At 64.0% G+C, this 23,442-nt stretch carries 20 protein-coding genes and 1 riboswitch; of the genes, 7 read left to right on the top strand and 13 right to left on the bottom strand.

The window, feature by feature from the left end; all coding sequences use genetic code 11:
• Both GE253_RS11340 and GE253_RS11335 read right to left on the bottom strand, forming a co-directional pair.
• Nucleotides 1-930 (bottom strand): branched-chain amino acid ABC transporter permease LivH, encoded by a 930-nt coding sequence (locus tag GE253_RS11340; protein WP_247878603.1) that lies wholly within the window; start codon nucleotides 928-930, stop codon nucleotides 1-3.
• Between the two features lie 167 nt (nucleotides 931-1,097).
• Nucleotides 1,098-2,429 carry a cation:proton antiporter gene (locus GE253_RS11335; protein WP_153204240.1) on the bottom strand — a complete coding sequence of 444 codons (1,332 nt, stop codon included), beginning with the start codon at nucleotides 2,427-2,429 and terminating at the stop codon, nucleotides 1,098-1,100.
• Between the two features lie 255 nt (nucleotides 2,430-2,684).
• Between GE253_RS11335 and GE253_RS11330 the strand changes: the two genes are divergently transcribed.
• Nucleotides 2,685-3,641, top strand: a complete 957-nt coding sequence (locus GE253_RS11330) for an L-threonylcarbamoyladenylate synthase (RefSeq protein ID WP_153204421.1) — start codon at nucleotides 2,685-2,687, stop codon at nucleotides 3,639-3,641.
• Here the strand turns inward: GE253_RS11330 and GE253_RS11325 are convergent, their stop codons facing one another.
• Entirely contained in the window at nucleotides 3,642-4,202 is a 561-nt protein-coding gene (locus tag GE253_RS11325) for a cysteine hydrolase family protein (RefSeq protein WP_153204239.1), read from the bottom strand.
• 158 nt (nucleotides 4,203-4,360) lie between these two features.
• On the opposite strand from GE253_RS11325, the gene GE253_RS11320 reads away from it, so the two are divergent.
• A complete protein-coding gene (locus tag GE253_RS11320; protein ID WP_153204238.1) occupies nucleotides 4,361-5,779 on the top strand; it encodes an FAD-binding oxidoreductase in 1,419 nt (472 codons plus the stop codon).
• Here the strand turns inward: GE253_RS11320 and GE253_RS11315 are convergent.
• The 7 genes from GE253_RS11315 to GE253_RS11285 all read right to left on the bottom strand — a co-directional run bounded on the left by GE253_RS11315 (nucleotide 5,768) and on the right by GE253_RS11285 (nucleotide 13,013).
• Nucleotides 5,768-6,784: a patatin-like phospholipase family protein gene (locus tag GE253_RS11315; protein WP_153204237.1), complete on the bottom strand. Its 1,017-nt coding sequence runs from the start codon at nucleotides 6,782-6,784 to the stop codon at nucleotides 5,768-5,770. The genes GE253_RS11320 and GE253_RS11315 overlap by 12 nt on opposite strands.
• A 103-nt stretch (nucleotides 6,785-6,887) precedes the next feature.
• Entirely contained in the window at nucleotides 6,888-7,709 is an 822-nt protein-coding gene (locus tag GE253_RS11310; protein WP_153204236.1) for a ferritin-like domain-containing protein, read from the bottom strand.
• 166 nt (nucleotides 7,710-7,875) lie between these two features.
• Nucleotides 7,876-8,304 carry an ATP synthase F1 subunit epsilon gene (gene atpC, locus GE253_RS11305; protein WP_153204235.1) on the bottom strand — a complete coding sequence of 143 codons (429 nt, stop codon included), beginning with the start codon at nucleotides 8,302-8,304 and terminating at the stop codon, nucleotides 7,876-7,878.
• A gap of 81 nt (nucleotides 8,305-8,385) precedes the next feature.
• Nucleotides 8,386-9,825, bottom strand: coding sequence for a F0F1 ATP synthase subunit beta (gene atpD, locus GE253_RS11300; RefSeq protein WP_153204234.1), 1,440 nt, complete (start codon nucleotides 9,823-9,825; stop codon nucleotides 8,386-8,388).
• Between the two features lie 165 nt (nucleotides 9,826-9,990).
• Complete coding sequence (locus GE253_RS11295; protein WP_153204233.1) at nucleotides 9,991-10,878, bottom strand: F0F1 ATP synthase subunit gamma; 888 nt, start codon at nucleotides 10,876-10,878, stop codon at nucleotides 9,991-9,993.
• A 45-nt stretch (nucleotides 10,879-10,923) separates the two neighbouring features.
• Nucleotides 10,924-12,453: a F0F1 ATP synthase subunit alpha gene (gene atpA, locus GE253_RS11290; protein ID WP_089286373.1), complete on the bottom strand. Its 1,530-nt coding sequence runs from the start codon at nucleotides 12,451-12,453 to the stop codon at nucleotides 10,924-10,926.
• A complete protein-coding gene (locus GE253_RS11285) occupies nucleotides 12,453-13,013 on the bottom strand; it encodes a F0F1 ATP synthase subunit delta (RefSeq protein ID WP_348770827.1) in 561 nt (186 codons plus the stop codon). Before GE253_RS11285 ends, atpA begins: the two co-directional genes overlap by 1 nt.
• A gap of 416 nt (nucleotides 13,014-13,429) precedes the next feature.
• On the opposite strand from GE253_RS11285, the gene GE253_RS11280 reads away from it, so the two are divergent.
• Entirely contained in the window at nucleotides 13,430-13,750 is a 321-nt protein-coding gene (locus GE253_RS11280; protein WP_153204231.1) for a hypothetical protein, read from the top strand.
• Nucleotides 13,751-13,765: 15 nt separating this feature from the next.
• On the opposite strand, the gene GE253_RS11275 is transcribed toward GE253_RS11280, so the two are convergent.
• Nucleotides 13,766-14,734, bottom strand: coding sequence for a diacylglycerol kinase family protein (locus GE253_RS11275; protein ID WP_153204230.1), 969 nt, complete (start codon nucleotides 14,732-14,734; stop codon nucleotides 13,766-13,768).
• A 197-nt stretch (nucleotides 14,735-14,931) separates the two neighbouring features.
• Between GE253_RS11275 and GE253_RS11270 the strand changes: the two genes are divergently transcribed.
• The 4 genes from GE253_RS11270 to GE253_RS11255 all read left to right on the top strand — a co-directional run bounded on the left by GE253_RS11270 (nucleotide 14,932) and on the right by GE253_RS11255 (nucleotide 21,089).
• Nucleotides 14,932-15,717 carry a UDP-2,3-diacylglucosamine diphosphatase gene (locus GE253_RS11270; RefSeq protein WP_153204229.1) on the top strand — a complete coding sequence of 262 codons (786 nt, stop codon included), beginning with the start codon at nucleotides 14,932-14,934 and terminating at the stop codon, nucleotides 15,715-15,717.
• Nucleotides 15,714-16,742, top strand: coding sequence for a glycosyltransferase family 1 protein (locus tag GE253_RS11265; RefSeq protein WP_348770826.1), 1,029 nt, complete (start codon nucleotides 15,714-15,716; stop codon nucleotides 16,740-16,742). The genes GE253_RS11270 and GE253_RS11265 overlap by 4 nt, the downstream gene beginning before the upstream one ends.
• A 217-nt stretch (nucleotides 16,743-16,959) precedes the next feature.
• A riboswitch (cobalamin riboswitch) is annotated at nucleotides 16,960-17,216 on the top strand.
• A 325-nt stretch (nucleotides 17,217-17,541) separates the two neighbouring features.
• Nucleotides 17,542-19,524: a TonB-dependent receptor plug domain-containing protein gene (locus tag GE253_RS11260; RefSeq protein ID WP_153204227.1), complete on the top strand. Its 1,983-nt coding sequence runs from the start codon at nucleotides 17,542-17,544 to the stop codon at nucleotides 19,522-19,524.
• Nucleotides 19,524-21,089, top strand: coding sequence for a PepSY domain-containing protein (locus GE253_RS11255; protein WP_153204226.1), 1,566 nt, complete (start codon nucleotides 19,524-19,526; stop codon nucleotides 21,087-21,089). The genes GE253_RS11260 and GE253_RS11255 overlap by 1 nt, the downstream gene beginning before the upstream one ends.
• Here the strand turns inward: GE253_RS11255 and GE253_RS11250 are convergent.
• Complete coding sequence (locus GE253_RS11250) at nucleotides 21,056-21,409, bottom strand: DUF1428 family protein (RefSeq protein WP_153204225.1); 354 nt, start codon at nucleotides 21,407-21,409, stop codon at nucleotides 21,056-21,058. The genes GE253_RS11255 and GE253_RS11250 overlap by 34 nt on opposite strands.
• Before the next feature lie 88 nt (nucleotides 21,410-21,497).
• Nucleotides 21,498-23,435, bottom strand: a complete 1,938-nt coding sequence (locus tag GE253_RS11245) for a S9 family peptidase (protein ID WP_153204224.1) — start codon at nucleotides 23,433-23,435, stop codon at nucleotides 21,498-21,500.
• Between the last annotated feature and the right edge of the window lie 7 nt (nucleotides 23,436-23,442).

Here is a 23,442-nt window from a genome sequence, read left to right as displayed (position 1 = left end):
TCACACCTTCTCGATGTCTGGGCGGCCCAACAGGCCAGTGGGACGGAAGACCAGCACGGCGATCAGCACGCTGAAACTGGCCACATCCTTATAGGCACCAGAGATATAGCCGGTGAAAAACGCCTCAATCAGGCCGATCAGCAGCCCGCCCAGCATGGCCCCCGGCAGGGAGCCAATGCCCCCCAGCACGGCGGCGGTGAAGGCCTTCATCCCCGCCAGGAAGCCGATATAGAAATCGATCACCCCGTAATACATGGTCACCAGCACACCGGCCACGGCAGCCAATGCGGCACCCATCACGAAGGTCAGGCTGATGGTGCGGTCCACATTGATGCCCAGCAGCCCCGCCATCGTGCGGTCCTGCTCACACGCCCGCTGGGCGCGGCCCAGGGCGGTGCGGTTGATCAGCTGGGTGAAGCCAACCATCAGGGCAAAGGTCAGCACAATGATGAATAGCTGGATATAGGAGATGGAGAGCGTGAACCCGTCCCCCTGCCACAGGTTGATGCCGCCATTCATCACCGGGGCCAGCGGCTTGGGCCGCGATCCTTGCGTTTGCATCACATAGTTCTGCAGGAAGATCGACATGCCGATGGCCGAAATCAGCGGCGCCAGTTTTGGCGCGCCGCGCAGCGGGCGATAGGCGATGCGCTCCACCGTCCAGCCATAGGCGGCGGTGAAGAAGATCGACACCAGCAACACCAGCAGAAGCGCCAGCGGCACGGCAGCAATCCCCAGCGCCGAGAGTAGCGAGAAGGTCGTCACCGCCACAAAGGCACCGATCATATAGATTTCGCCATGGGCGAAATTGATCATGCGGATGATGCCGTAAACCATCGTGTAACCGATGGCGATCAACCCATAAATGGCGCCTAAGGTGATGCCATTGATCAGGTATTGGAGAAACGTCCCCAGCGCTGACGCGTCCATGTGCCCCCATATGTCCGATGCGGCCGGCGGTTCCCTGATTTATGGCCGGTGGCGTGGCCTTGCTCGGGAACTTCTTCCGGCACCCGGATGCACGGTAGCGAACCGACACGCCCCCATCAAGCATGGCGCGAATTGTCAGGGAGACATTTGGGGCGCCCAGGCGGGCCTCACTCCGCCGACAGCCCTGCCAACCGGGCGCGAGTCAGTTCTGGGCTGACCCGTTCGGATGCCATCAGCCAGCGGATCAACGGCGTGGCCATGAAGGTGCTGACAATGGCCATCACCACCAACATGCTGAACATCGGCTTGGGCAGCACGCCCATATCATAGCCGATATTCAGCACGATCAGTTCCATCAGCGCGCGGGTATTCATGGCCACCCCGACGGTGGCCGCCTGCCGGTGGCTCTCCCCCAACGCGCGGCAGGCCAGATAGGCACCGCCGAACTTGCCGGCAAAGGCCACCAGACAGACCAGCGCACACAGGCCCCAGCCGGATGCAGACAGGGAGCCGACATCGGTGCGCAGCCCCGTATAGGCAAAGAACAAAGGCAGCAGCAGCACCTGCACCAGCCCGCCGACGCGCATTTTCCATTGCGCCACAAAGGCCCGGTCATTTTGCAGGCAATGGCCGACAATGAACCCGCCGATGATGGCGAAGATGCCCAATTTGCTGGTGATGATGGCCGCCCCCAGCAGCACCAGCAGCAGCCCGGCAATGGTGGTTGTGTCCAGCGTACCCCCCTCCTTCGCCATCCTTCCGGCCACCCAGCGGGACAGGAACGGGCGCACCAGCGCCAGCATCACCGCCACGAACAGGGCCACGGCGGCGATACGGGCCAGGAACATCACCATATCGAAATTGGCGGCGACGATGGCGGCCACCAGCCCCAGCAGCATCCAGCCGCAAATATCATCGATCGCCGCCGAGCCGATGACCAGCGACGCCGTGCGTGTATGGGACAGGCCCAGTTCCATGAAAATCCGGCCCAGGATGGGGATGGCCGTGATCGACATGGCGATGGCAAAGAACAGGCGGAAGGCCAGCAGCCCCTGATCCGGGTCCATGCCCAGTTCCCGCCAGAAAAACGGCGCGGTGGCATAGCCCAGCGCAAAGGGCGTGATGATCCCGGTCAGGCTGATCAGTGCCACGGCCCGCCCATCACGCCCGCGCCCCGGTGTCACCTGAAATTCCATGCCGATCTGGAGCATCAGCAAGATCAGACCCAATTGCGCCAGCCCGACAAAGATGGGCCGGGTTTCCGGCACGAACAGCGCGTGGGAGAGATCGGGGAACAAGGCCCCGATCAGCGACGGCCCCAGCAGCAAGCCGGCCAGGATTTCGCCCGCCACCGCCGTCTGCCCCAGAAACCGGGTACTGACCCAGGAGACAATACGGCTGAAGGCCAGGATCACCACCAGCTGGCAAAGCAGCATCAGCGTCAGATGTTCTGCCGACGAACCCACGGCGGAACCGGCCATGGCAGCCGTATTGCTCATGCGTTTTCTCCCCCCACGGAAGTATGCTTTCTCATGCTATAGCGGATAGCGAATGGCCCTGCCAGTGCTGCCCCCGGCTGGGGCGGGGTTTGCAGGGAAAGCCGGTGTCGTCGCACCCGCCGGGGGCTATGCTATCGGAATTCCATTAAGCCACGCCCGGTAGTTTCGCCTGTGCCCCACGATCATTGCTGCGACGATCCCAGCCACCACCACAATGCCCCCGCCCCCCCGCCGCACCCGGACCGGCCGGCGGTGATGACGCCGGGCACGCCGGCCTATGCCAAGGGTGCGGCGGTGCTGGCGGCAGGCGGGCTGGTGGCCTTCCCCACCGAAACCGTTTATGGGCTGGGCGGCAATGCCGGGGATGATGCGGCCGTGGCCGCCATCTTCGCCGCCAAAGGCCGCCCCAGCTTCAACCCGCTGATCGTGCATGTGCTGGATGAGGCGGCGGCCGAACCGCTGGTGCATCTGGATGACCGCGCCCGCCAGTTGATCGAGCTTTACTGGCCAGGCCCGCTGACCCTGGTGCTGCCGCGCCGGGCCGATGCGCCGCTGTCGCTGCTGGTCAGTGCCGGGATGGACAGTGTGGCCGTGCGCAGCCCCGCCCATCCCGTGGCCCGCGCCCTGCTGGCGGCATCGGGCCTGCCGGTGGCGGCCCCGTCCGCCAACCGGTCCGGCCATGTCTCCCCCACCACGCCGCTGCATGTGGCAGAGGAGTTCCCTGATGGGGGTGGGGCAAGGCTGCAGCTGATCCTGGCCGGCGGCAAGGCGGAAATCGGCCTGGAATCCACCGTGCTGGACCTGACCGGCCCCACCGCCCGCCTGCTGCGCCCCGGTTCGGTGACGCGGGAGGAGCTGGAGACAGTGCTGGGCCGGGTGGAGCTGGCTGGCGAGGCCGATGGCATCAAGGCCCCTGGCATGATGACCAGCCATTATGCCCCCGGCCTGCCGGTGCGGCTTAATGCCGACAGCGTGGGCGGGACGGAGGCGCTGCTGGCCTTCGGGCCGGATCAGTTCCTGCGCGGCGGGGCCATGCGGCTGAACCTGTCCCAGCGCGGCGACATGGCGGAGGCTGCGGCCAACCTGTTCGCCATGCTGCGCACGCTGGACCGGCCCGGCCTGTCCGGCATCGCCGTGATGCCGGTGCCGGAAAAGGGGCTGGGTGTGGCGATCAATGACCGGCTGCGCCGCGCCGCCGCGCCGCGGGGCTGATCAGGCCAGAAAGTCCGCGCTGGGGCGCACCTGTGCCTTGTGCGGGCCGACGGGGAACCCATCCAATATCTGGTTATGGTGGGCAATGATCTGCTCAAAGCGCAGCGCGCCGATATCGCAGGTCATGTGCCCATCGGCCAGCAGCGTGACATCGAAGCCATGCGCCACGGCACTGCGCACACTGGTATCGATGCAATAGGGCGTCATGCAGCCGCCAATGATCAGGTGGCCGATGCTGCGTTCACGCAGCAACGCCTCCAGCCCGGTGCCGAGAAAGGCATCGCAGGCGGATTTATTGAAAACGGGCTCCCCAGCCGCCGGCCCCAGTTCCGCCCTTATCTTCCAGCCCTCACTGCCTTTTTCCAGGCGGTGCCCCGCTTCCCCATCATGCTGCACATGGATCACGGGCACACCCTGCGCACGGGCCCGGTCGGCCAACGCCGCCAGCCGATGCACCATGGCATCCAGGGCCGCCAGCGTTTCCACCCCACGCGGGTCAGACCCCAACAGGATATTGTTCTGCACATCGATGATGATCAGGGCTGTCGCATTACCAGACATGCGGTTTCCTCCTTGTGGCCGAGCCGCATCATGGCCTGGTTCGTCCCGCCAGCGGCGGGACTTTCGGCGGCAGCACCCATGCCCAGGCACGTCTTTACCACCCGTGACGCCTCCATTAGCCTGCGTCGGTTGAACTAATAGTCGGGAAGCCCGCCCCCATGTCCCCTGCCGACCTGCTTGCCCGGATCGCGGACCTGATCGGCCCTGCCCATGTGCTGACAGATGCGGCGGCGATGGCCCCCTTTGCCAGCGAGCAGCGGCGGCGGCAGGCCTCCCACCCCGCCGCCGTGCTGCGCCCCGCTGACATGGCCCAGGTGGCCGCCATTGCTGCCCTGGCATCGGCTGCGGGCGTGCCGCTGATCCCCCAGGGCGGTAATACCGGCGTGGTGGGCGGCACCGTGGCGGCGGCGGACCGGGGGGCATTTCTGCTCAATCTCGGCCGGTTGAACCGCATCCGTGACCTGGACGCGGCGGATTATACGGTGACGGTGGAGGCGGGCTGCATTCTGGCCGATCTCCAGCAGGCCGCATTGTCGGCAGACCGCTATTTCCCGCTCTCCCTGGGGTCGGAAGGTTCCTGCCAGTTGGGTGGCAATCTTTCCAGCAATGCCGGCGGCATCCTCACCCTGCGCTATGGCAATGCCCGCGATCTGGTGCTGGGGCTGGAGGTGGTGCTGGCCGACGGGCGGATCTGGAACGGGCTGCGGCGCCTGCGCAAAGACAATACCGGCTATGACCTGAAACACCTGTTCTTAGGTGCCGAGGGCACGCTGGGCATTATCACCGCTGCGACGCTGAAACTGTTCCCCCGCCCCCGGCAGGTGGAAACCGCCCTGATCGGTGTGGCCTCCCCCGCCGCCGCCGTCGCCCTGCTGGGGCGGGCGCGGTCCGGGACGGGCGACTTGTTGTCGGCCTTCGAACTGATGCCGCGTTTCGCCATGGATGGCGCGCGCGATCTGCTGGGCCGCAACCATGACCCGCTGGCAGCATCCCACCCCTGGTACGTGCTGTTGGAAGTGGCCAGCGGCATAGAGGGACCGCTGGTCCGCCAATTGGTGGAAAACACGCTCGCCGATGCGCTGGAAAGCGGGTTGGCCCAGGATGCCGTGCTGGCCGAAAGCGGGGAGCAGCGCCGCCGGCTCTGGCAAATCCGCGAAGGCTTGCCGGAGATCGGCCGGGCCATTGACGGCACAGTGCATACTGATGTTTCCGTGCCGATCAGCCGCATCCCGGATTTCCTGGACCGGGTGATCCTGGCCCTGGCCGATTTTATGCCGGGCCTGCGCCCCTACCCGTTCGGCCATGTCGGCGACGGCAATATCCATTGCAATGTCGCAAGGCCAGAAGCGATGGACAAGGCCACCTTCCTGGCCCATGCCCCCGCCATCACCGCCATCATCCATGCCGAGGTGACGCGCCAGGGCGGCAGCATCAGCGCCGAACATGGCATCGGCAATCTGAAGGTGGCGGAGATGGCCCGGCTGAAAGACCCGGTGGAACTGGCCCTGATGCAGCAGATGAAGGCCCTGCTGGACCCGGCGGGGATCATGAACCCGGGGAAAGTTCTATCCTTGTAACCAGATGGTCGCCTGCTTGCGGCCCTGCGCTTTCAGGGCCGCCAGATAGTCCCGATCCACCCGCAGACCATCCAGCTCTTCCACCGCCTTGGCGTCGGGATCGATGGCCAGCAGGTGCAGGCTCTCCGGCCGGTCACGGTGGGCCAGCTTTTCCCGGACCAGGGCAATCTCCGCCTCCAGCGGGCGGGAGAAGGTGATCTCGTTGAGCCGTTCGCGGATCGTGTCCGCCGTCTTCGGCGTCTGCGATGCCCGGTTGGGCATGGCCTGCACCACCAGGATGCGCCCCACGGCCGGCCCTTCCAGCAGGGCGGCCACCGGCGGGTTCAGGGTGTAACCGCCGTCCCAGTACGCCTCCCCCTCGATCTCCACCGCCTGATGGATCACCGGCAGGGTGGTGGAGGCCAACAGCGCGTCCAGGCTGATATCGCCATTGGTGAAGACGCGCGGACTGCCGTCGCGCACGCGCGTGGCGGAGATATAAAGGCGCGGCGCCTTCTTCTGCGTCAGCGCCTGAAAATCCAGCACCTCCGCCAGAATGTCACGCAGCGGGTTGAGACCCAGCGGGTTCAGCGCATAGGGGGAGAAAAAGCGCGTGGCCATCTGCAGCGCCGCCGCATTGACCGCCCGCACCACGCCGCTGGCCGGCCAGCTGGGACAGAAACCCAGCGAACCGGCGCCGCATTCCCCCACCTTTTGCCAGAGCAAATCCAGCGTCGCCCGCGCGCCCGCCGGACCGTCGGCGGCCCAGCCACAGGCAAAGGCGGCTGCGTTCACGGCCCCGGCGCTGGCCCCGGATAGACGCACCGGGGTGAAACCCGGCTCTTCCAGCAGCCGATCCAGCACCCCCCAGGTGAAGGCCCCCAGGGAGCCGCCGCCTTGCAGGGCTAGCGCCATGCCGTCGGGCCGATTCGGCCGGGCGGGTGCAGGCGGCGGCGGTACGGGTTCGGCAGCGGGTGCCGGTGGTGCCTGGCGGCGGAACCCGCTGATCAGCTTTTTCAACACCATGATGATTGCCCGATTGCTGCGCCGCACAATAATTTGGGCAGTCAATCGGCAATGTGCAAGCGCCTTGGGGCGGGGCAGCCATGCCCCGCCTTATGGTCCGGTATCAAGCTGCCAGCTTGGCGCCACCTTCGGCCTTCTTGCGCATCCGGCTATAAGCAAATTTTGATGCGATATTGTGCAGCCAACCCTGCGGCTTCAGGCCCGATGCCTTGAACACCATGGCCACCATACGGTCCAGATGCTGCCGCTTGTAATAGGAATAGGCCAGCTTGGTATATTCGCTATAATTCTCGCTGCGCTGATAGGGCCGCGTCCAATAGTTGGCCGCGTAATAGGCATAGGCCAGCTCGTCATCCTCTGTCTCGTTAATACGGGACATGCTGACCATCAGCCGCTGCAAGCGGTTCAGCTTCTCGCTTTCCAGATAGCGCTTCAGGTAATCGTAGAACAGCTTGTAATGGCGCAGCTCGTCCGCCGCAATATGGCGGCAAATCTGCTTGAACACCGGCTCGTCCGTATCATCGCCCAGGGCGGTGTAATAGCTGGAGGTGCCGGTCTCCACAATGCAGCGACTGACCAGCTCGCCCGCCCGGCTGCCCCGGCGGGAGGCATCGACCGAGGTCTCCACCTGATAGCCCTCACGGAAGCGCGTCACCGCCGCCTGAAAATCCCAACTGGGATCGACGCGCTGCGCCCAGGCACCCAAGGCCTCGCCATGCTGCACCTCTTCCACCGCCCAATCACGGGCGACCTGACAGAATTCCGGGTCGTCGCGGAAGACATTGCACAGATAGTCGGCATAGATATGGCCGTTATATTCGACCAGCGCTGCAGCCTTCGCCAGCTTCACCTTGTCAGGGTCGACCTTGGACGGGTCGAACTTGTCCCAGGGGAGACCCTCGATGGTCCAGTGCGTATAAGCCATGGTAACGGCCAGCTTTCCTGATGCGAAACGAATCCAGGCCAACAGATTGGCAAGAGATCAACAAAAAGCAACGGGGGCGCTAGGCGCCCCCGTGATAATCGATCGCAAAAACCTGTGGCGTGACAGATTTGTTACGCCTGCCCGCCGGGGCCAGCATTGATCGGGATCAATGCACGCTCTGACCGTGAAGTTCCAGCTTGGCCTGGGCGATCATCAGCTTAGCTTCCAACGCATGGCGTTCGCCATCGGTCTTGGCGTCTTCCAGATCCTCGGCCAGATCAGCAATCTGCTTTTCCAGCGCGCCCATGTCCTGGCGGCGCAGGGCCTCCAGATCAGAAGCTTCTTCGGCCAGCACGGTGACGCGACCGGCGGTGATTTCGCAGAAGCCACCGGCAACGAAGATGCGCTGGGTAATGGTCACCATGTCGTTACCATAGATGTCGATGACACCCGGCTTAACGGTGACGATCATCGGCGCATGGCCCGGCAGCACACCCAGGGAGCCCTCTGCACCCGGTACCACCACCATCGTCACCGGCTGGGAAACCAGCAGCTTCTCCGGCGCGACCAGCTCGAATTCAACCTTGTCGGACATTCTTCAGACTCCAGATGTCTGATGTCAGATGCCGGAGGCAGGGGATTCCCTGGCATCCGACATCTGACACCTGTCCTCTTATCAAGCAGCCTCAGCAGCCATCTTGCGGGCCTTCTCGACGGCACCTTCGATGGTGCCGACCATGTAGAAGGCCGCTTCCGGCAGGTGGTCATAGTCGCCGTTGACGATGCCCTTGAAGCCCTTGACCGTGTCCTCGATGGACACCAGCACGCCGGGGGTACCGGTGAACACTTCGGCCACGTGGAACGGCTGGGAGAGGAAGCGCTGGATCTTGCGGGCGCGGGCCACAACCAGCTTATCTTCTTCCGACAGTTCATCCATGCCCAGAATGGCAATGATGTCCTGCAGGGCCTTGTACTGCTGCAACACCTGCTGGACCTTGCGGGCCACGCCGTAATGCTCTTCACCCACAATGCGCGGGTCCAGCGCACGGGAGGTCGAGTCCAGCGGGTCCACGGCCGGGAAGATCGCCATTTCAGCAATCGAACGGCTCAGCACCGTCGTGGCATCCAGGTGGGCGAAGGAGGTGGCGGGGGCCGGGTCGGTCAAGTCGTCGGCGGGCACGTACACGGCCTGCACAGAGGTGATCGAACCCTTCTTGGTGGAGGTGATTCGCTCCTGCAGGGCACCCATGTCGGTGGCCAGCGTCGGCTGGTAACCCACGGCGGACGGGATACGGCCCAGCAGAGCGGACACTTCGGCGCCGGCCTGGGTGAAGCGGAAGATGTTGTCCACGAAGAACAGCACGTCCTGGCCTTCCTGATCGCGGAAATATTCCGCGACGGACAGACCGGTCAGCGCCACGCGGGCACGGGCACCGGGCGGCTCGTTCATCTGGCCGTACACCAGGGCCACCTTGGAGCCGAGCGTGTCGTTCTCGTTCAGCTTGATAACGCCCGAGTCCACCATTTCGTGGTAGAGATCGTTACCCTCACGGGTACGCTCACCCACACCGGCGAACACGGAAACACCACCGTGTGCCTTGGCGATGTTGTTGATCAGTTCCTGAATGGTCACGGTCTTGCCGACGCCGGCACCACCGAACAGGCCGATCTTGCCGCCCTTCAGGTACGGGGCCAGCAGGTCGATGACCTTGATGCCCGTCACCAGGATCTCGGCCTCGGTCGCCTGTTCAGCGAAGCTGGGCGCGTCGCGGTGGATGGAGGCGACGTTGGTCAGGTCGACCGGGCCGCGCTCGTCAATCGGCTCACCGATCACGTTCAGGATGCGGCCCAGGGTGGCGGGGCCGACCGGCACGGTGATGGGGGCGCCGGTATCCGACACCTTCTGACCACGGACAACACCATCGGTGGTGTCCATGGCGATGGCGCGGACAGTGTTTTCGCCCAGGTGCTGCGCCACTTCGAGCACCAGGGTCTTGCCCTCGTTCACCGTGTGCAGGGCGTTCAGGATGGGCGGCAGTTCGGCGTCGAACTGAACGTCCACGACGGCGCCCAGCACCTGGGTGATGCGGCCGACCGCGTTGCTCGTATTAGCCATGGGGCAAGCTCCCTCGGAACCCAATATCTGACAGTCGTCTTGGAACTAATACCACGGCCAGGAAATCTTGGCCTTGGTATCCGCGCCGACTGGCGCGGCGGCGGCACGTGCCGCCGAAGTCAGTAAATTCTGACAGGTCAGAATTTACTGACACTGGTATAGGACTTAAACCGCTTCCGCACCGGAGATGATTTCAATCAGCTCCTTGGTGATAGTCGCCTGGCGGGTACGGTTATAGATCAGCGTGTACTTTTTGATCATTTCGCCGGCATTGCGCGTGGCATTGTCCATCGCCGTCATCTGCGCGCCGAAGAAGGAGGCTGCGCTCTCCAACAGGGCGGAATAGATCTGGATGGCGACATTGCGCGGCAACAGATCGGCCAGAATGCTCTCTTCGCTCGGTTCAAATTCATAAACCGGACGAACAGCAGCATCGGCCCCCTCGACCGCTGCCTGCGGGGCAGCGAACGGGATGATCTGCTGGAGGGTGACCTCCTGCGTGATGGCCGACCTGAACTTGTTGTAGACGATCGTGGCGATGTCGAACTCACTCGCCTCGAACATCTCCAGCAGCTTGGCGGTGATCATGTCCGCGTCGGCATAGGAGAGGCGCTTCTTGCCCACTTCCTCAAACGAGGCGGCAATCAGCGAGGGGAATTCGCGGCGCAGCAGGTCGCGGCCCTTGCGGCCCACGCACAGCAGCTTCACCACCTTGCCCTGTGCCTGGAGCGACAGGATCTGTCGCTTGGTGGCACGGACGATGGAGCTGTTGAAACCGCCGGCCAGACCACGGTCGGCCGTCATCACCACCAGCAGATGCACCTGGTCATTGCCCGTGCCCGTCATCAGACGGGGGCCGCCCGGACCGCCCGCCACATTGGCGGCGAGCGATGCCAACATGCGGCCCATGCGCTCCGCATAGGGCCGACCAGCCTCCGCCTGTTCCTGGGCGCGGCGCAGCTTGCTGGCCGCGACCATCTTCAGGGCAGAAGTGATCTTCTGCGTCGACTTGACGCTGGTGATCCGGTTTCGGATGTCCTTCAAGCTCGGCATAACGGCCCTACGCTTTCAAAGACCCGTTCAATCGGGACTGTTGGATCAGGCAAAAACCTTGGAGAAATTTTCGAGGAAAGCCTTCAGCTTTTCCTCAGTCCCCTTGGAGATCGCCTTCTCGGTGCGGATCGCGTCCAGGATGTCGGCACCCTTGGCGCGGACCTCGTCCAGGAAGCGGGCCTCGAAGCGGTTCACATCCTCGGTTTTCACCTTGTCCAGGTAGCCCTTCACACCGGCGAAGATCGACACCACCTGCTCTTCCACCGGCAGCGGGCTGAACTGGGGCTGCTTCAGCAGTTCCGTCAGACGCGCACCGCGGTTCAGCAGACGCTGGGTGGAGGCATCAAGATCGGAAGCGAACTGCGCGAAGGCAGCCATTTCACGATACTGGGCCAGTTCCAGCTTGATGGTGCCCGCAACCTGCTTCATCGCCTTGATCTGCGCGGCGGAACCGACGCGGGACACAGACAGACCCACGTTGATGGCCGGGCGGATACCGCGATAGAACAGACCGGTTTCCAGGAAGATCTGACCGTCGGTGATGGAAATCACGTTGGTCGGAATGTAGGCCGACACGTCACCGGCCTGGGTTTCGATGACCGGCAGAGCGGTCAAGGAGCCGCCGCCATTCTCATCGTTCAGCTTGGCCGCACGTTCCAGCAGACGGGAGTGCAGATAGAACACGTCGCCGGGGTAAGCTTCGCGGCCCGGCGGACGGCGCAGCAGCAGCGACATCTGACGGTAAGCAACGGCCTGCTTGGACAGATCGTCATAAACGATCAGCGCGTGCATCCCGTTGTCGCGGAAGAATTCGCCCATGGCCGCACCCGTATAGGGGGCCAGGAACTGCAGCGGCGCCGGTTCGGAAGCGGTGGCGGCGACGACGATGGAATATTCCAGCGCGCCGTTTTCTTCCAGGGTCTTGACGATCTGGGCAACGGTGGAGCGCTTCTGGCCGACCGCAACATAGATGCAGTACAGCTTCTTGCTCTCGTCATCGCCCTTGTTGATCGCCTTCTGATTAATGAAGGTATCCAGCGCAATGGCGGTCTTGCCGGTCTGGCGGTCACCGATGATCAGCTCACGCTGGCCACGGCCAACCGGCACCAGGGCGTCAATGGCCTTCAGGCCGGTCTGCATCGGCTCATGCACGGACTTGCGCGGAATGATGCCCGGGGCCTTCACTTCCACGCGGGTGCGCACCACGTCGGTCAGCGGACCCTTGCCATCGATCGGGTTGCCCAGACCATCAACCACGCGGCCCAGCAGGCCACGGCCGACGGGGACTTCCACAATGGCGCCGGTGCGCTTGACGATGTCGCCTTCCTTGATCTGACGGTCGGAACCGAAAATCACGACGCCGACATTGTCAGCCTCAAGGTTCAGGGCCATGCCCTTCACCCCGCCCGGGAATTCGACCATCTCGCCGGCCTGCACATTGTCCAGACCATGGACACGCGCGACGCCGTCGCCAATGGACAGCACCTGGCCAACTTCGGCGACATCGGCCTCGTTGCCGAAGTTCGCGATCTGCTGCTTCAGGATCGCGGAAATCTCAGCGGCGCGGATTTCCATTATCCAACCCCTTTCATGGCGAGTTTCAGCTTGTTCAGCTTGGTGCGCACGGAACTGTCAACCATGCGGGAACCGATTTTGACGACCATCCCGCCGATCAGCGAAGGATCGATCCAGACGTCGAGCTTGACCTTGCCGCTGGCGCTCGGATCGATCGCCGCAGCCAGAGCCGTCCATTGTTCGTCGCTCAGCGGACGGGCAACCGTCACGCGCGCCGAGGATTCACCGCGACGACGGGCAAGTTCGGCCAGAAAACCGTCCATCATGCCCGGCAACGCCGCCAGCCGGCGGCTGCGCGCCACCAAGCCGATGAATTTGCGCACAAGCTCCCCCACGCCAGCGGCGGCCAGAACCGCCTCCATGGCGCGTTCCTGATCGCCACGGGCGAGCAGCGGGCTGCCGATCAAGCGGCGGAGATCCGCGCTTTCGGCGAGCAGAGCCTTGACGAGCGAGAGATCCTGGGCCGTCTGGTCCAGAGCCTGCTGCTCGTCCGCGAGATCGAACAAGGCGCTCGCATAGCGAGAGGCGAGTTCGGATACGCCAGTCCCTTCGGTTGCCACCTGGTAACCCCGGTTGTGTCCGTGGACCCTGAATAATTTCAGGATGTTAGCAATAAGCCACCTTGCCGGAAGAGAACCTTCCGACGTTGAGCGAGCGTGCATGTAACACAGCCCCAGCCCCTACGCAACTGGTCCGGCTGGATTTGGGCTATGCGGTTTTGCGCCGCGAACCGCCAAAAAACGCCGATCTGCGGCGTTTGGGGCGGGCGATCCGACGAAGGTGCAAGGGCGCCTTGCGCAGGTGCGAGATGACGATGCCATTGGTATAGGGCAGGCCGATGCTAGGCCAACCTATACGAAGGCGTTGATCTTGCGGGCTTCTCCGTAAAGTTCCCGTTAACCGGTTGCGCGCCAGTTTGGACAGAACAAAGGCCAGATTATGGCCGTCCTCATTCCTTCGTCCAAGGTGTCCGGCCATGTGTCTCATCATCCCCTTTCCGGTTACCCGTTTTACCCCCGGTGATGTTGCCTGCTGGTCCCGACTGGCCGAGGACAAGGTGCGCCGGGGATTGTGGCAGCCGCATCGCCGGGTGAGCAGCCGCGACAATGACAGTTTTCTGGTCAGCTTCCCCGATGCCGAACGGCCGGTCTTCAAGTTCGAACGGGATCGAAGCGGCACCTATCGCCTCAGCTTCAATGACCGTCGCGGCTGGCACCCGATCGGGGTAGGGGCAACGGCCGAGGAATGTCTGGCCGTCTGGGACCAGCCGCGCCGCCGCGACGCCGCCGCCAGTTAACCGCCCTGCCCCACTCTATACTGTGCCCGACGACAGCACGTTCAAGGGGATCGGCAAGCGCTCAATCCGCAGGGGCAGCCGGGCGATCACATCGCCATCACCCTGCACCGGCTCCCCCGCCGGCCCCTCGATCTCCACGGCCGTGACGGGCAAGATGGTGACATCCCGACGGGTCGGGATCAGTCCCAACACCATCGCCGTGGCATAGGACAAGGCCGCCAGCCGCCCCGCGCGCTGGAACAGCACCAGTTGAAAACCGTCCGCGTCCAGCCGTGCGGCCGGGGCCAGCACGAAGGTGCCGCCATAATAATGCCCATTGCAGATGATGGCGCTGGCTCCTTCCAGAGCCGTCACACTGCCATCCGGCCCGGTCGCCCGCACCCGATAATCACAGCGGGGGCCGGCCATGATCTCCCGCAGGGAGCCCAGCGCATAGGCCCCCTTGCCCAGCCGGCGCTTTACCACCGGATCAATGCCGGCCACCACACGGGCATCCATGCCCACACCGGCCATCTGCACGAACAGCCGACCATTGGCCCGGCCCAGCCGGATGGGGCGGGCCGGGGCGGTGGCCAGCCAGCGCCCCACCGAGCCCGCCTCGGCCGCCATGCCCAGCTCATGCGCCAGCACATTGGCCGTGCCCAGCGGCACAATCCCCAGGGCCGGTAAGGGCAGGCCGGCCACGAGCGCCGCCCCGACCATGCCGTTGATCACCTCATTGATGGTGCCATCACCACCCGCCGCCACGATGGCGTCAAAGCCACCGGAGCGCACCGCCGCCGCCGCCATGCGCTCCGCATCGCCGGCGGCCGTCGTCGCCGACAGCTCGATTCCCGCCCCCGCCCCCCGGGCGGCGGCCAGGGCGCGGTCCAGATAGCCCGGCCGCCGCCGCCCGGCCGTGGGATTGAAGATGACCAGCAGACGACGCCGTGGCGCAGAAACAGGCAAAGCCGACCCATTATGACGATCGGATGAATGGATCATGTATTCATCATGACTGTCCGAAGAAGATTTGAATAACATGACGTTCTTCACCGCTCATATGGTGGTCAATCAACGGAAGTGCCGATATAGAACCAGCAAGCTGTCGATAGATAGTCTTAAGCCATGACAATAACAATATGTGGATGAGGCGGTTTATCGAAGTGGGGGATTGGGGTTGACCGGCCATGGGGGCAGTCATGCTGGGCGACGAAGACGTCAAGCGTTACCGGACGATCTGGCTTTCCGACATTCACCTGGGCACCCGTGGGTGCCAGGCGGAAATGCTGCTGGATTTCCTGAAACATACCGAGTCGGAACGTCTCTATCTGGTCGGCGACATCGTCGATGGCTGGCGGCTGAAGAAAAGCTGGTACTGGCCCCAGGCGCATAATGACGTGGTGCAGAAAGTGCTGCGCCGCGCCCGCAAGGGCACCCAGGTGGTCCTGGTGCCCGGCAATCATGATGAGGCATTCCGGGAATTTGTCGGCCTGCAGTTCGGCGGCGTCACCATCCTGGAAGACACCATCCATGAGGCCGCCGACGGCAAGCGCTATCTGGTGATCCATGGCGACCAGTTCGATGCCGTGGTCCGCTATGCCAAGTGGTTGGCGTTCGTGGGCGACAGTGCCTACACCTTCCTGCTGTGGCTGAACACGGTGGTGAACAAGGTCCGGCGCAAGCTGGGTTTCCCCTATTGGTCGCTGTCAGCCTATCTGAAGCACAAGACCAAGAAGGCCGTCGAATTCATCGGCGATTATGAAACGGCGCTGACCGACGAAGCGCGGCGCCGGCAGGTGGATGGCGTCATCTGCGGCCATATCCACCATGCCGAAATGCGCGACATGGACGGTGTTCTCTATGTGAATGATGGGGACTGGGTCGAATCATGCACCGCACTGGTGGAACACACGGACGGGCGGCTGGAAATCTTGCGCTGGGCGGATATTGTCGCCTCCCGCACGGCGATGAAGGCAGCAGCGTGAAGCTGCTGATCGTCACGGATGCCTGGCATCCGCAGGTCAACGGCGTCGTGCGCACCCTGACGACGACGCGGGCTGAACTGGAACGGCTGGGCCATCGGGTGGAGGTGATCTCCCCCGACCGGTTCCGCACCATCCCCATGCCGACATATCCGGAAATCCGCCTCGCTCTGGCCCCCGGCCGGCGGGTGCGGCAGATGATTGAGGCGGCCCAGCCCGACGCCATCCATATCGCCACCGAAGGCCCGCTGGGTTTCGCCGCCCGGCGTTACTGCCTGAAACGCGGCCTGCCGTTTACCACCGCCTATCACACCCGCTTCCCGGAATATGTGCGGGATCGCGCACCGGTGCCGCTGCGCCTGTCCTATGCCTTCGTGCGCCGGTTCCATTCGCCGGCCCATTCGGTAATGGTGGCCACCGCCAGCATCGAGGCTGATCTGGTACAGCGCGGCTTCACCAATATCCGCCGCTGGTCGCGTGGGGTGGATACCGACCTGTTCCACCCGCGCGACAAGAGCCTGTTCGATCACCTGCCCCGGCCGGTCTTCATCTCTGTCGGCCGGGTGGCGGTGGAAAAGAATATTGAGGCGTTCCTGTCGCTGGACCTGCCCGGCTCCAAGGTGGTGGTGGGCGACGGGCCGCAACGGGCGGAGCTACAGGCTAAATATCCCGACGTCACCTTTGTCGGTGCCAAACATGGCGAAGAACTGGCCCGGCATTATGCCGCCGCTGATGCCTTCGTCTTCCCCTCGCGCACCGATACGTTCGGGCTGGTCTTGCTGGAGGCGCTGGCCAGCGGCCTGCCGGTGGCGGCCTTCCCCGTTCCGGGCCCGCTGGATGTGATCGGCGACCATCCGGCCGGCGTGCTGGATACGGATTTGCGCCGCGCCTGCCTGAAGGCGCTGGCGATCGACCCTAACCTGTGCCGGGACCACGCGCTGACCTTCTCCTGGCAGGCCTGTGCCCGCCAGTTCCTGGCCAACCTGCGCCCCTTCACGCCGGAGGGGCTGGCCGATCAGGCGGCTTGACAGCAATCCGCCTTGGTCAGACCCGTTGGTTCTGACCAAGGCCCCTCAATTGCCGGGCGGCGGCATCCGCCGCCTTGGCTCACGCGGGCACGTACCCGCGGGCGCTCAATGCGCCAACCAGGCATTAATGAGTGGCACTCATTAATGCCTGGTATCGCTGGCAACACGCAATCACGGGCCGGCACGGCATAATCTGCCGTTGCCGGCCCGTTTTGATTCGGTTATGCCTGAAGCCGGTGGCGCTTAACCTTTCCTGCCACCAACCATCAACACGCCGGTACCGGGAACACAGTGCGGATCACCTGATCCAAATCTGCGGCTATCCCTGTAACTGTAAGCGGCGAGCGTGACAGACGGGCGGGGCCGCAACCCCGCAGCCACTGGGCACCCCCTTGCAAGGGGCCATGCCTGGGAAGGTGTCTGTCAGGCGATGACCCGCGAGCCAGGAGACCGACCGGCGCTGTGTCGCTCTCTGCTTTGGCTCAGGGGTTGGCCAGGGCACGGGTTCACTCTCGTCTTGAGCGACGACCGAGCGGCGGGGGCCGCATCGGAACGTGCCGACGGGCGCCTGGCATCAGGCGCGTCCGACCGTTGGCGCGCGCCTGTTCGCCTGCCGGCGAGATGCCCCCTGCCCTGTTGCAGTGTCGCCAGACGGGGCTGTCGTCGGGGCTTGGACCCGCGCGGCGAAACAGTGCCGGGGACGCGATCTGTAACAGTTTCGGAACAGTAATTAACTCCCGCGGACGGGAGGGAATGTTACGGCAACTGAATGATCGCGCTCATGCATAGTGGGGAACCAATGACAAATAACCGGGTATCCCGGCTGGCCTTGATGGCCCTGGCCGGTCTCACCACCCTGCCCGCCGCCGCCGACGTACAGGTGGCGCAGACCGAGGAAATCATCGTCACCGGCCGTTCGCTGGAGGAAACGCTTCCCCAGGAACTGGCCGCCTATGGCAGCGATCTTGAAGTCATCGACGAAAGGCGGATCAAGGAGGGGGGCTTCCGCGATGTTTCCCAAGCCCTGCAGATGCTGACCCCCGGCCTTTACCTGCTGCCGAATTCCGGCCCCTTCTCCTATGTCGATATCTCGCTGCAGGGCTCGCGCACCCAGGATGTGCTGTGGCTGGTGGATGGGGTGCGCATCAATAACCGGCTTTACGGCACCACCACGCCGGCCGACACGCTGCCGGCCAGCATGGTGGAACGGATCGAGGTGCTGAAGGGCGGGCAAAGCCTGTTCTTCGGCACCCAGGCCGCCGCCGGTGCCATCAATGTGGTGACGCGCGGCTTCAGCGACACGCCGGACGGGCAAGCCAATATCGGCTTTGACACGCGCGGCACCTATCATCTGGATGGCTATGTCCGGGGCCGCATCGATGCGCATAAGCTGGTGCTCTATGCCACCAAGGAAAAGGCGGAAGGCTATCGTCCCTATACGGTGATGCAGCCCAGCGCCACCCAGCGCGACCGAGGCTTTAATGTCCGCTCCGCCGGGTTGAAATATGGCACGGAACTGGCCGAAGACCTGTCGCTGGAGCTGTCCTATCAGCATACCGACGCCAAGGTGGATTTCGCCACCCCGGCCCGCACCCTGCTGAATTACAATGACCGGGACGAGGAGATTGCCAGCCTGCGGCTGGATTACACGCCTACCGGCATCGCCCAGTTCTTCCTGAAAGGCTATTTCCATGATTGGGATACGAAATACGCCAATATCCAGAACAGCCTGACCGGCGGCCCGCCGGTGGTAATCAACCCGCCCGGCACCTATTGGGGCTATCGGGATTACGGGGTGAACGGGGTGCTGAAACTGGCCCTGCATCGCGGGGTGGATTATCTGCTGGGCTATGATTTCCAGAATTTCCATGGCCGGGATGATGTGCTGCTGATCGCCGGCAGAACCGAGCAGGTCCATGCCGGCATCCTGCAAATCCGCAGCAATGATGATCTCTCCAGCGATCTGAAGCTGGCCGCCGGCGTGCGCTACAACCGCACCGATGCGGCCGACAGCACGGTGTGGAATGTCAGCGGTCGCTATGAATTCAGTGACGCGCTTTATCTGGAGGGGGTGGGTGGCACCTCCTTCCTGTTGCCCAGTGCTGAACAATTATTCGCGGTTGATCCCTGCTGCGCACGGGGCAACCCGAAGCTGGCCCCTGAGCGCAGCCTGTCCGCCAACCTGTCGCTGGGCGGCGCGCTGGAAGCGGCGGGCCGGGTCACCTGGCAGGTGACCGGCTTTGCCCGCCGCGTCAACAACCTGATCACCGATACCTACAGCAACCCCGCCTTCCCGGACGGGATTTACATCAATGAAGACCGCAAGGTGCAGGTGCGCGGCGGGGAATTGCAGGTCGGCTGGCAGCCGGACGCGGATTGGCGGCTGGATGCCAGCTATACCCATACCCGCTCCCGCAACCAGGGGGCCAACCAGCAGCGCGACCGCATCCCAACGGATTTTGCCAAGGCCGGGGTCTCCTATCAGCCGGTCGACCGGCTTTTCGGCGCCGATCTGGCAGTGAGTTGGACCGGTGACAGTTGGCAGACACTGAGCGGTTTCGGCCGGCGTAATTACGGCAACCATGTCGTCACCGATCTGGGCGCCCACCTGTTCCTGGACAGTGACCGCCGGCACCGGCTGGGGGTGCGGCTGGAAAACCTGTTTGATGAAGAATACTCCACCCGGCTGGGCAGTGCGGCGGCCGATGCCGGTGGACGCTTCCTCTATGGTGCTCGCGGGGTGCCACGCACCCTGCATGTCAATTACGGCGTGCATTTCTGATGCCGGCCAGCCTTGTGCAAAAACGCCGCCCGCCGCCTGCCCATTGGCGGGCGGCGGTGCTGCGCGCCATCGTCTGGGCCCATCGCTGGCTAGGCGTGGGCCTGGGCCTGGTCATGCTGGTCTGGTGCCTGTCCGGCTTCGTCATGATGTATGTGGATTATCCACGACTGACGGCGGCGGAGCGGCGGCTTGGCCTTGCCCCCCTGGACCTGAGCCAGCCGCTGGCCGACCTGTCCGGCAGCCTGCCGGCGGAAACCATGCTGGCCGGATTCCGCCTGGAAATGCTGGGCGACCGGCCGGTGCTGCGCCTGCAGCCCGTCGGCGGGCACGGCCCCCGGCCAGGGGAACAGATGCGGGCAACGCCGTTGCTGCTGGACGCCGTGACAGGCCAGCCGGTGGCCACGCTGACGGCGGAACAGGTGGTGACACTGGCCGATGATGCCGCCCGGCGCAGCGGCATTGCCGGCACTGCACTGGAGGCCGAGCTGATCGAAGCGGACCAATGGACGGTGCAGAATGCGCGGCGTCACCAGCCGCTCTACAAGGTGCCCTTCAATGATGCCGCCGGCAGCGTGCTCTACGTCGCCGGAGCCAGCGGGGAACTGGTGCAGCAGACAACCCGCTGGGAACGGTTCTGGGGCTGGCTGGGGGCGGTGCCGCACTGGCTCTACCCCACCTTGCTGCGCCAGCAGCCGGTGCTGTGGACGCAGGTGGTGATCTGGCTGTCGCTGGCCGGCTGTTTTCTCACCCTGGCCGGGATCATCATCGGGCTGGTGCGGTTGCGGCGGCGGGATGGCAGCCTGTCCGTCCCCTATCGCGGCCTGTGGCGCTGGCACCATGTCAGCGGGCTGGTGGCCGGGCTGCTCACCCTCTCCTGGGTGGCATCGGGCCTGCTCTCCATGAATCCCTGGGGGCTGTTGGACAGCGAGGCCGGCCAGTGGCGGGGCCGGCTGGCCGGCACGTTGACGGGGGCCGATGCCGCCCATGCCCTGGCGCTGGCCCCCGGTCTGGCCCTGCCGCCCGATACGGTGATGCTGGAGGCCGCACCCTTGGGCGGACGGCTCTATCTGGCGGCGGTGACACGGGATGGCCAGATCCAGCGCTTTGATGCCGGGGGGCGGCCTGCCCCGTTGAAAGAAACGGAGATCAGCGACGCCATCACCACCAGCGGCACCCACATTACGGAACTGGGCCTGCTGACCGAGCCGGACGATTATTATTACGCGCATAAGGGTGTTGTCGCCCTGCCGATCTGGCGAGCCATCCTGGCGGATGCGGAGGCGACGCGGCTTTATATCGATGCCGGCTCCGGCGTTTTGCTGCGGGCCTTTGATGCCCCCGCCCGGCAGTTCCGCTGGTGGCAGGATGGGCTGCACCGGCTGGATTTCGCCTGGATACGGGCGCGTCCCTTGTGGGATCTGCTGGTCATCCCGGCCCTGGCCGCCGTCAGCCTGCTCTGCGCCACCGGCAGCTGGATGGGCCTGCGCCGGCTGGGGCTGAAACGCCGTCGCCGTCGCAGGCCCGGCAGGGTTCAACGCACCACGATGCTCTCAAACCCGCCATAGATCATGCGTTTGCCGTCAAAGGGCATATTGGCGGGATCGCAGTTCAGGCGCGGGTCGGCCATCACCTTGGCATTGATCTCGTCCCGTGCCTGACGCGACGGATAGGTGATCCAGGCGAACACCACCACCTCATCCTCCTTCGCCATCACGGCACGGGGGAAGGAGGTGAGTTCGCCATAGGGCACATCATCGGCCACCGCTTCCAGATAGGAGAGCGCGCCATAGTCGGTCCAGACCTCGGCCGCGGTACTGGCCAGCGCCTTGTAATCGGCCAACCGGTCCTTGGGCACCGCAACGATGAAACCATCAACATAGGGCATGGTTTTCCTCCGTCCTTGGGGTTGTTTTCTGCCAACAAGCCCAAGGACGGAGGAGGAGGCCGCCATCCGACAGCCCCGCCCGAAAAAATCAATTCCCGATCTGCGCCTTCAGGAACTGTTCCCAGGCGGTCATGATCCGGACCATATCCTCCCGGTTCATCGGGTAATGGTCCATTTCCTTGATCTCGATATATTCCACATTCTTGCCGGCCCTTCTCAGGGCCTTTTCCATGTCGCGGCTATGGCCGACATCGGCCTGCGCATCGCGGTCGCCATGGATCAGCAGGACAGGCACCTTGATTTCCGCCGCGCGATGCACCGGGGAATTGCCGGGATCGAATTCATCCGCCTCCCCAAAGATGCGGTCGCGGTTATAGTTCTTGGTCCGCACTTTGCGCAGATCATTATAGAGCCGTTCCATATTGGCGACCGGTGCGGTGGCCACGGCGCATTTGAACAGGTCCGGCGTCTTCACCGCGCCCATCAGCGCGGCATAGCCGCCATAGCTCCAGCCCAGGATGCACATGCGGGCGGGGTCGGCATAGCCCTGGGCCACGGCCCATTGTGCGGCATCGGTGACATCATCCTGCATCAGCCCGCCCCATTGGCGATATCCCGCCTCCCGGAACTCGCCCCCCAGACCGGTGGAACCACGAAAATTGGGCTGGATGACGGCATAGCCACGGTTGGCCAGGAATTGCGACAGCACGTCAAATTCCCCATCATTGCGGCTCTGGGGACCGCCATGGGGCATGACGATGAAGGGCAGGTTCTTTTCCCCCCGCCCGACAGGCAGGGTGAGATAGGCGGGAATCTCCTGTCCATCCCGCGCCTTGAAGGTTACCGGGCGGCGGGCGGCCACAGCGTCTGTCGGCAGACCGGGGTAACTGTCGCCAAAAAACTCAAACTTCTTACTGTCGCGGAAGAACAACCGATAGACCGTGGGTTCCGTCAGGGAATAGCTGGCGACCAGCGCCACCTTGCCATCATCGCTGACATCGATGATCACCTCGCGGCTATTGGGCACCGCCTTGTCCAGCTTTTCCTGCATATCCTGGGTCACCGGGTCCAGCCAACGGCGCTGCGGCAGGTCATCGGTCCATTGGAAGGCAACCACGGCCCCCTGCTTCATCACCGCCCCGCCGATCGAATATTTCGCATCCTCCAGCAGACGCGGCCCCAGTTTTTCCTTGTCCAGGTCATAGGTATGGATGCCTGAACGGTCGCTGTCTTTCGTGTTGGTGGCGATATAGAGCTGCTTGCCATCGCGGGAGAAGCCGAGCACATCGAAAATGCCATGGTGGATAATGTCCGCCCGCTTCATCGGCCGGTAGGACTCATCCGCGCTGTCGCGCCGCATATAGGTCATCACGCCGGTACGGTCGTTATAGGTGCTGGCGATGCGCACCTGGCCCGTCGGATCAGGCAGATAGTCGCTGAGATTGGGCAAGGCGCGACGGACGCGGCTATATAGCCCGGTATAGACATCCAGCCGCACCACATCAGGTTCCGGCTGGCCGCTGGTCGGGAACAGGGCCAGCACGTGCTCCCGGTCGATAAATTGCAGGATGGGGGTGGACACCAGATAATATCGCCCCGCATCCGCACCCCGGTTCAACAGCACCTTGGCCTTGGCCCCGTCGCGGTTGATGGCGATCAGGCGCTGAAAACGGATGGGCATGACGCCCATGTTGGTCGGCACCTTCTGTGTCGCCATGGCGGACAGGATCAGCCGCTCCTCATTCACCCAGTCAATCTGGATGATTTCCGCCTCATCCGGCGGGGCGAATACGGTGGGGCGCTCACCCGGAACCGGGTGGGTTTTCTGTATCGCCAGATGCTGCCGCCCCTGCAGCGGGGCGAGATAGGCGACATATTCACCATCCGGTGACAGGCTGATCACCTGCAAGCTGGCCGGGTTGGCGAAAATTTCCACCGCTGCCGGGGCCGGCTGCGCCCCGGCGGCTGATGCCCACACACACAAACCCATCACCGCCACCAGGGCAGCCTTGATTGCAAACTGCAAGATTCCC

Source organism: Niveispirillum sp. SYP-B3756 (assembly GCF_009495745.1).
Lineage (GTDB): Bacteria > Pseudomonadota > Alphaproteobacteria > Azospirillales > Azospirillaceae > Niveispirillum.
Note: the sequence above shows the minus strand (reverse complement) of the source record. Positions and strands in the feature narration are given on the sequence as shown.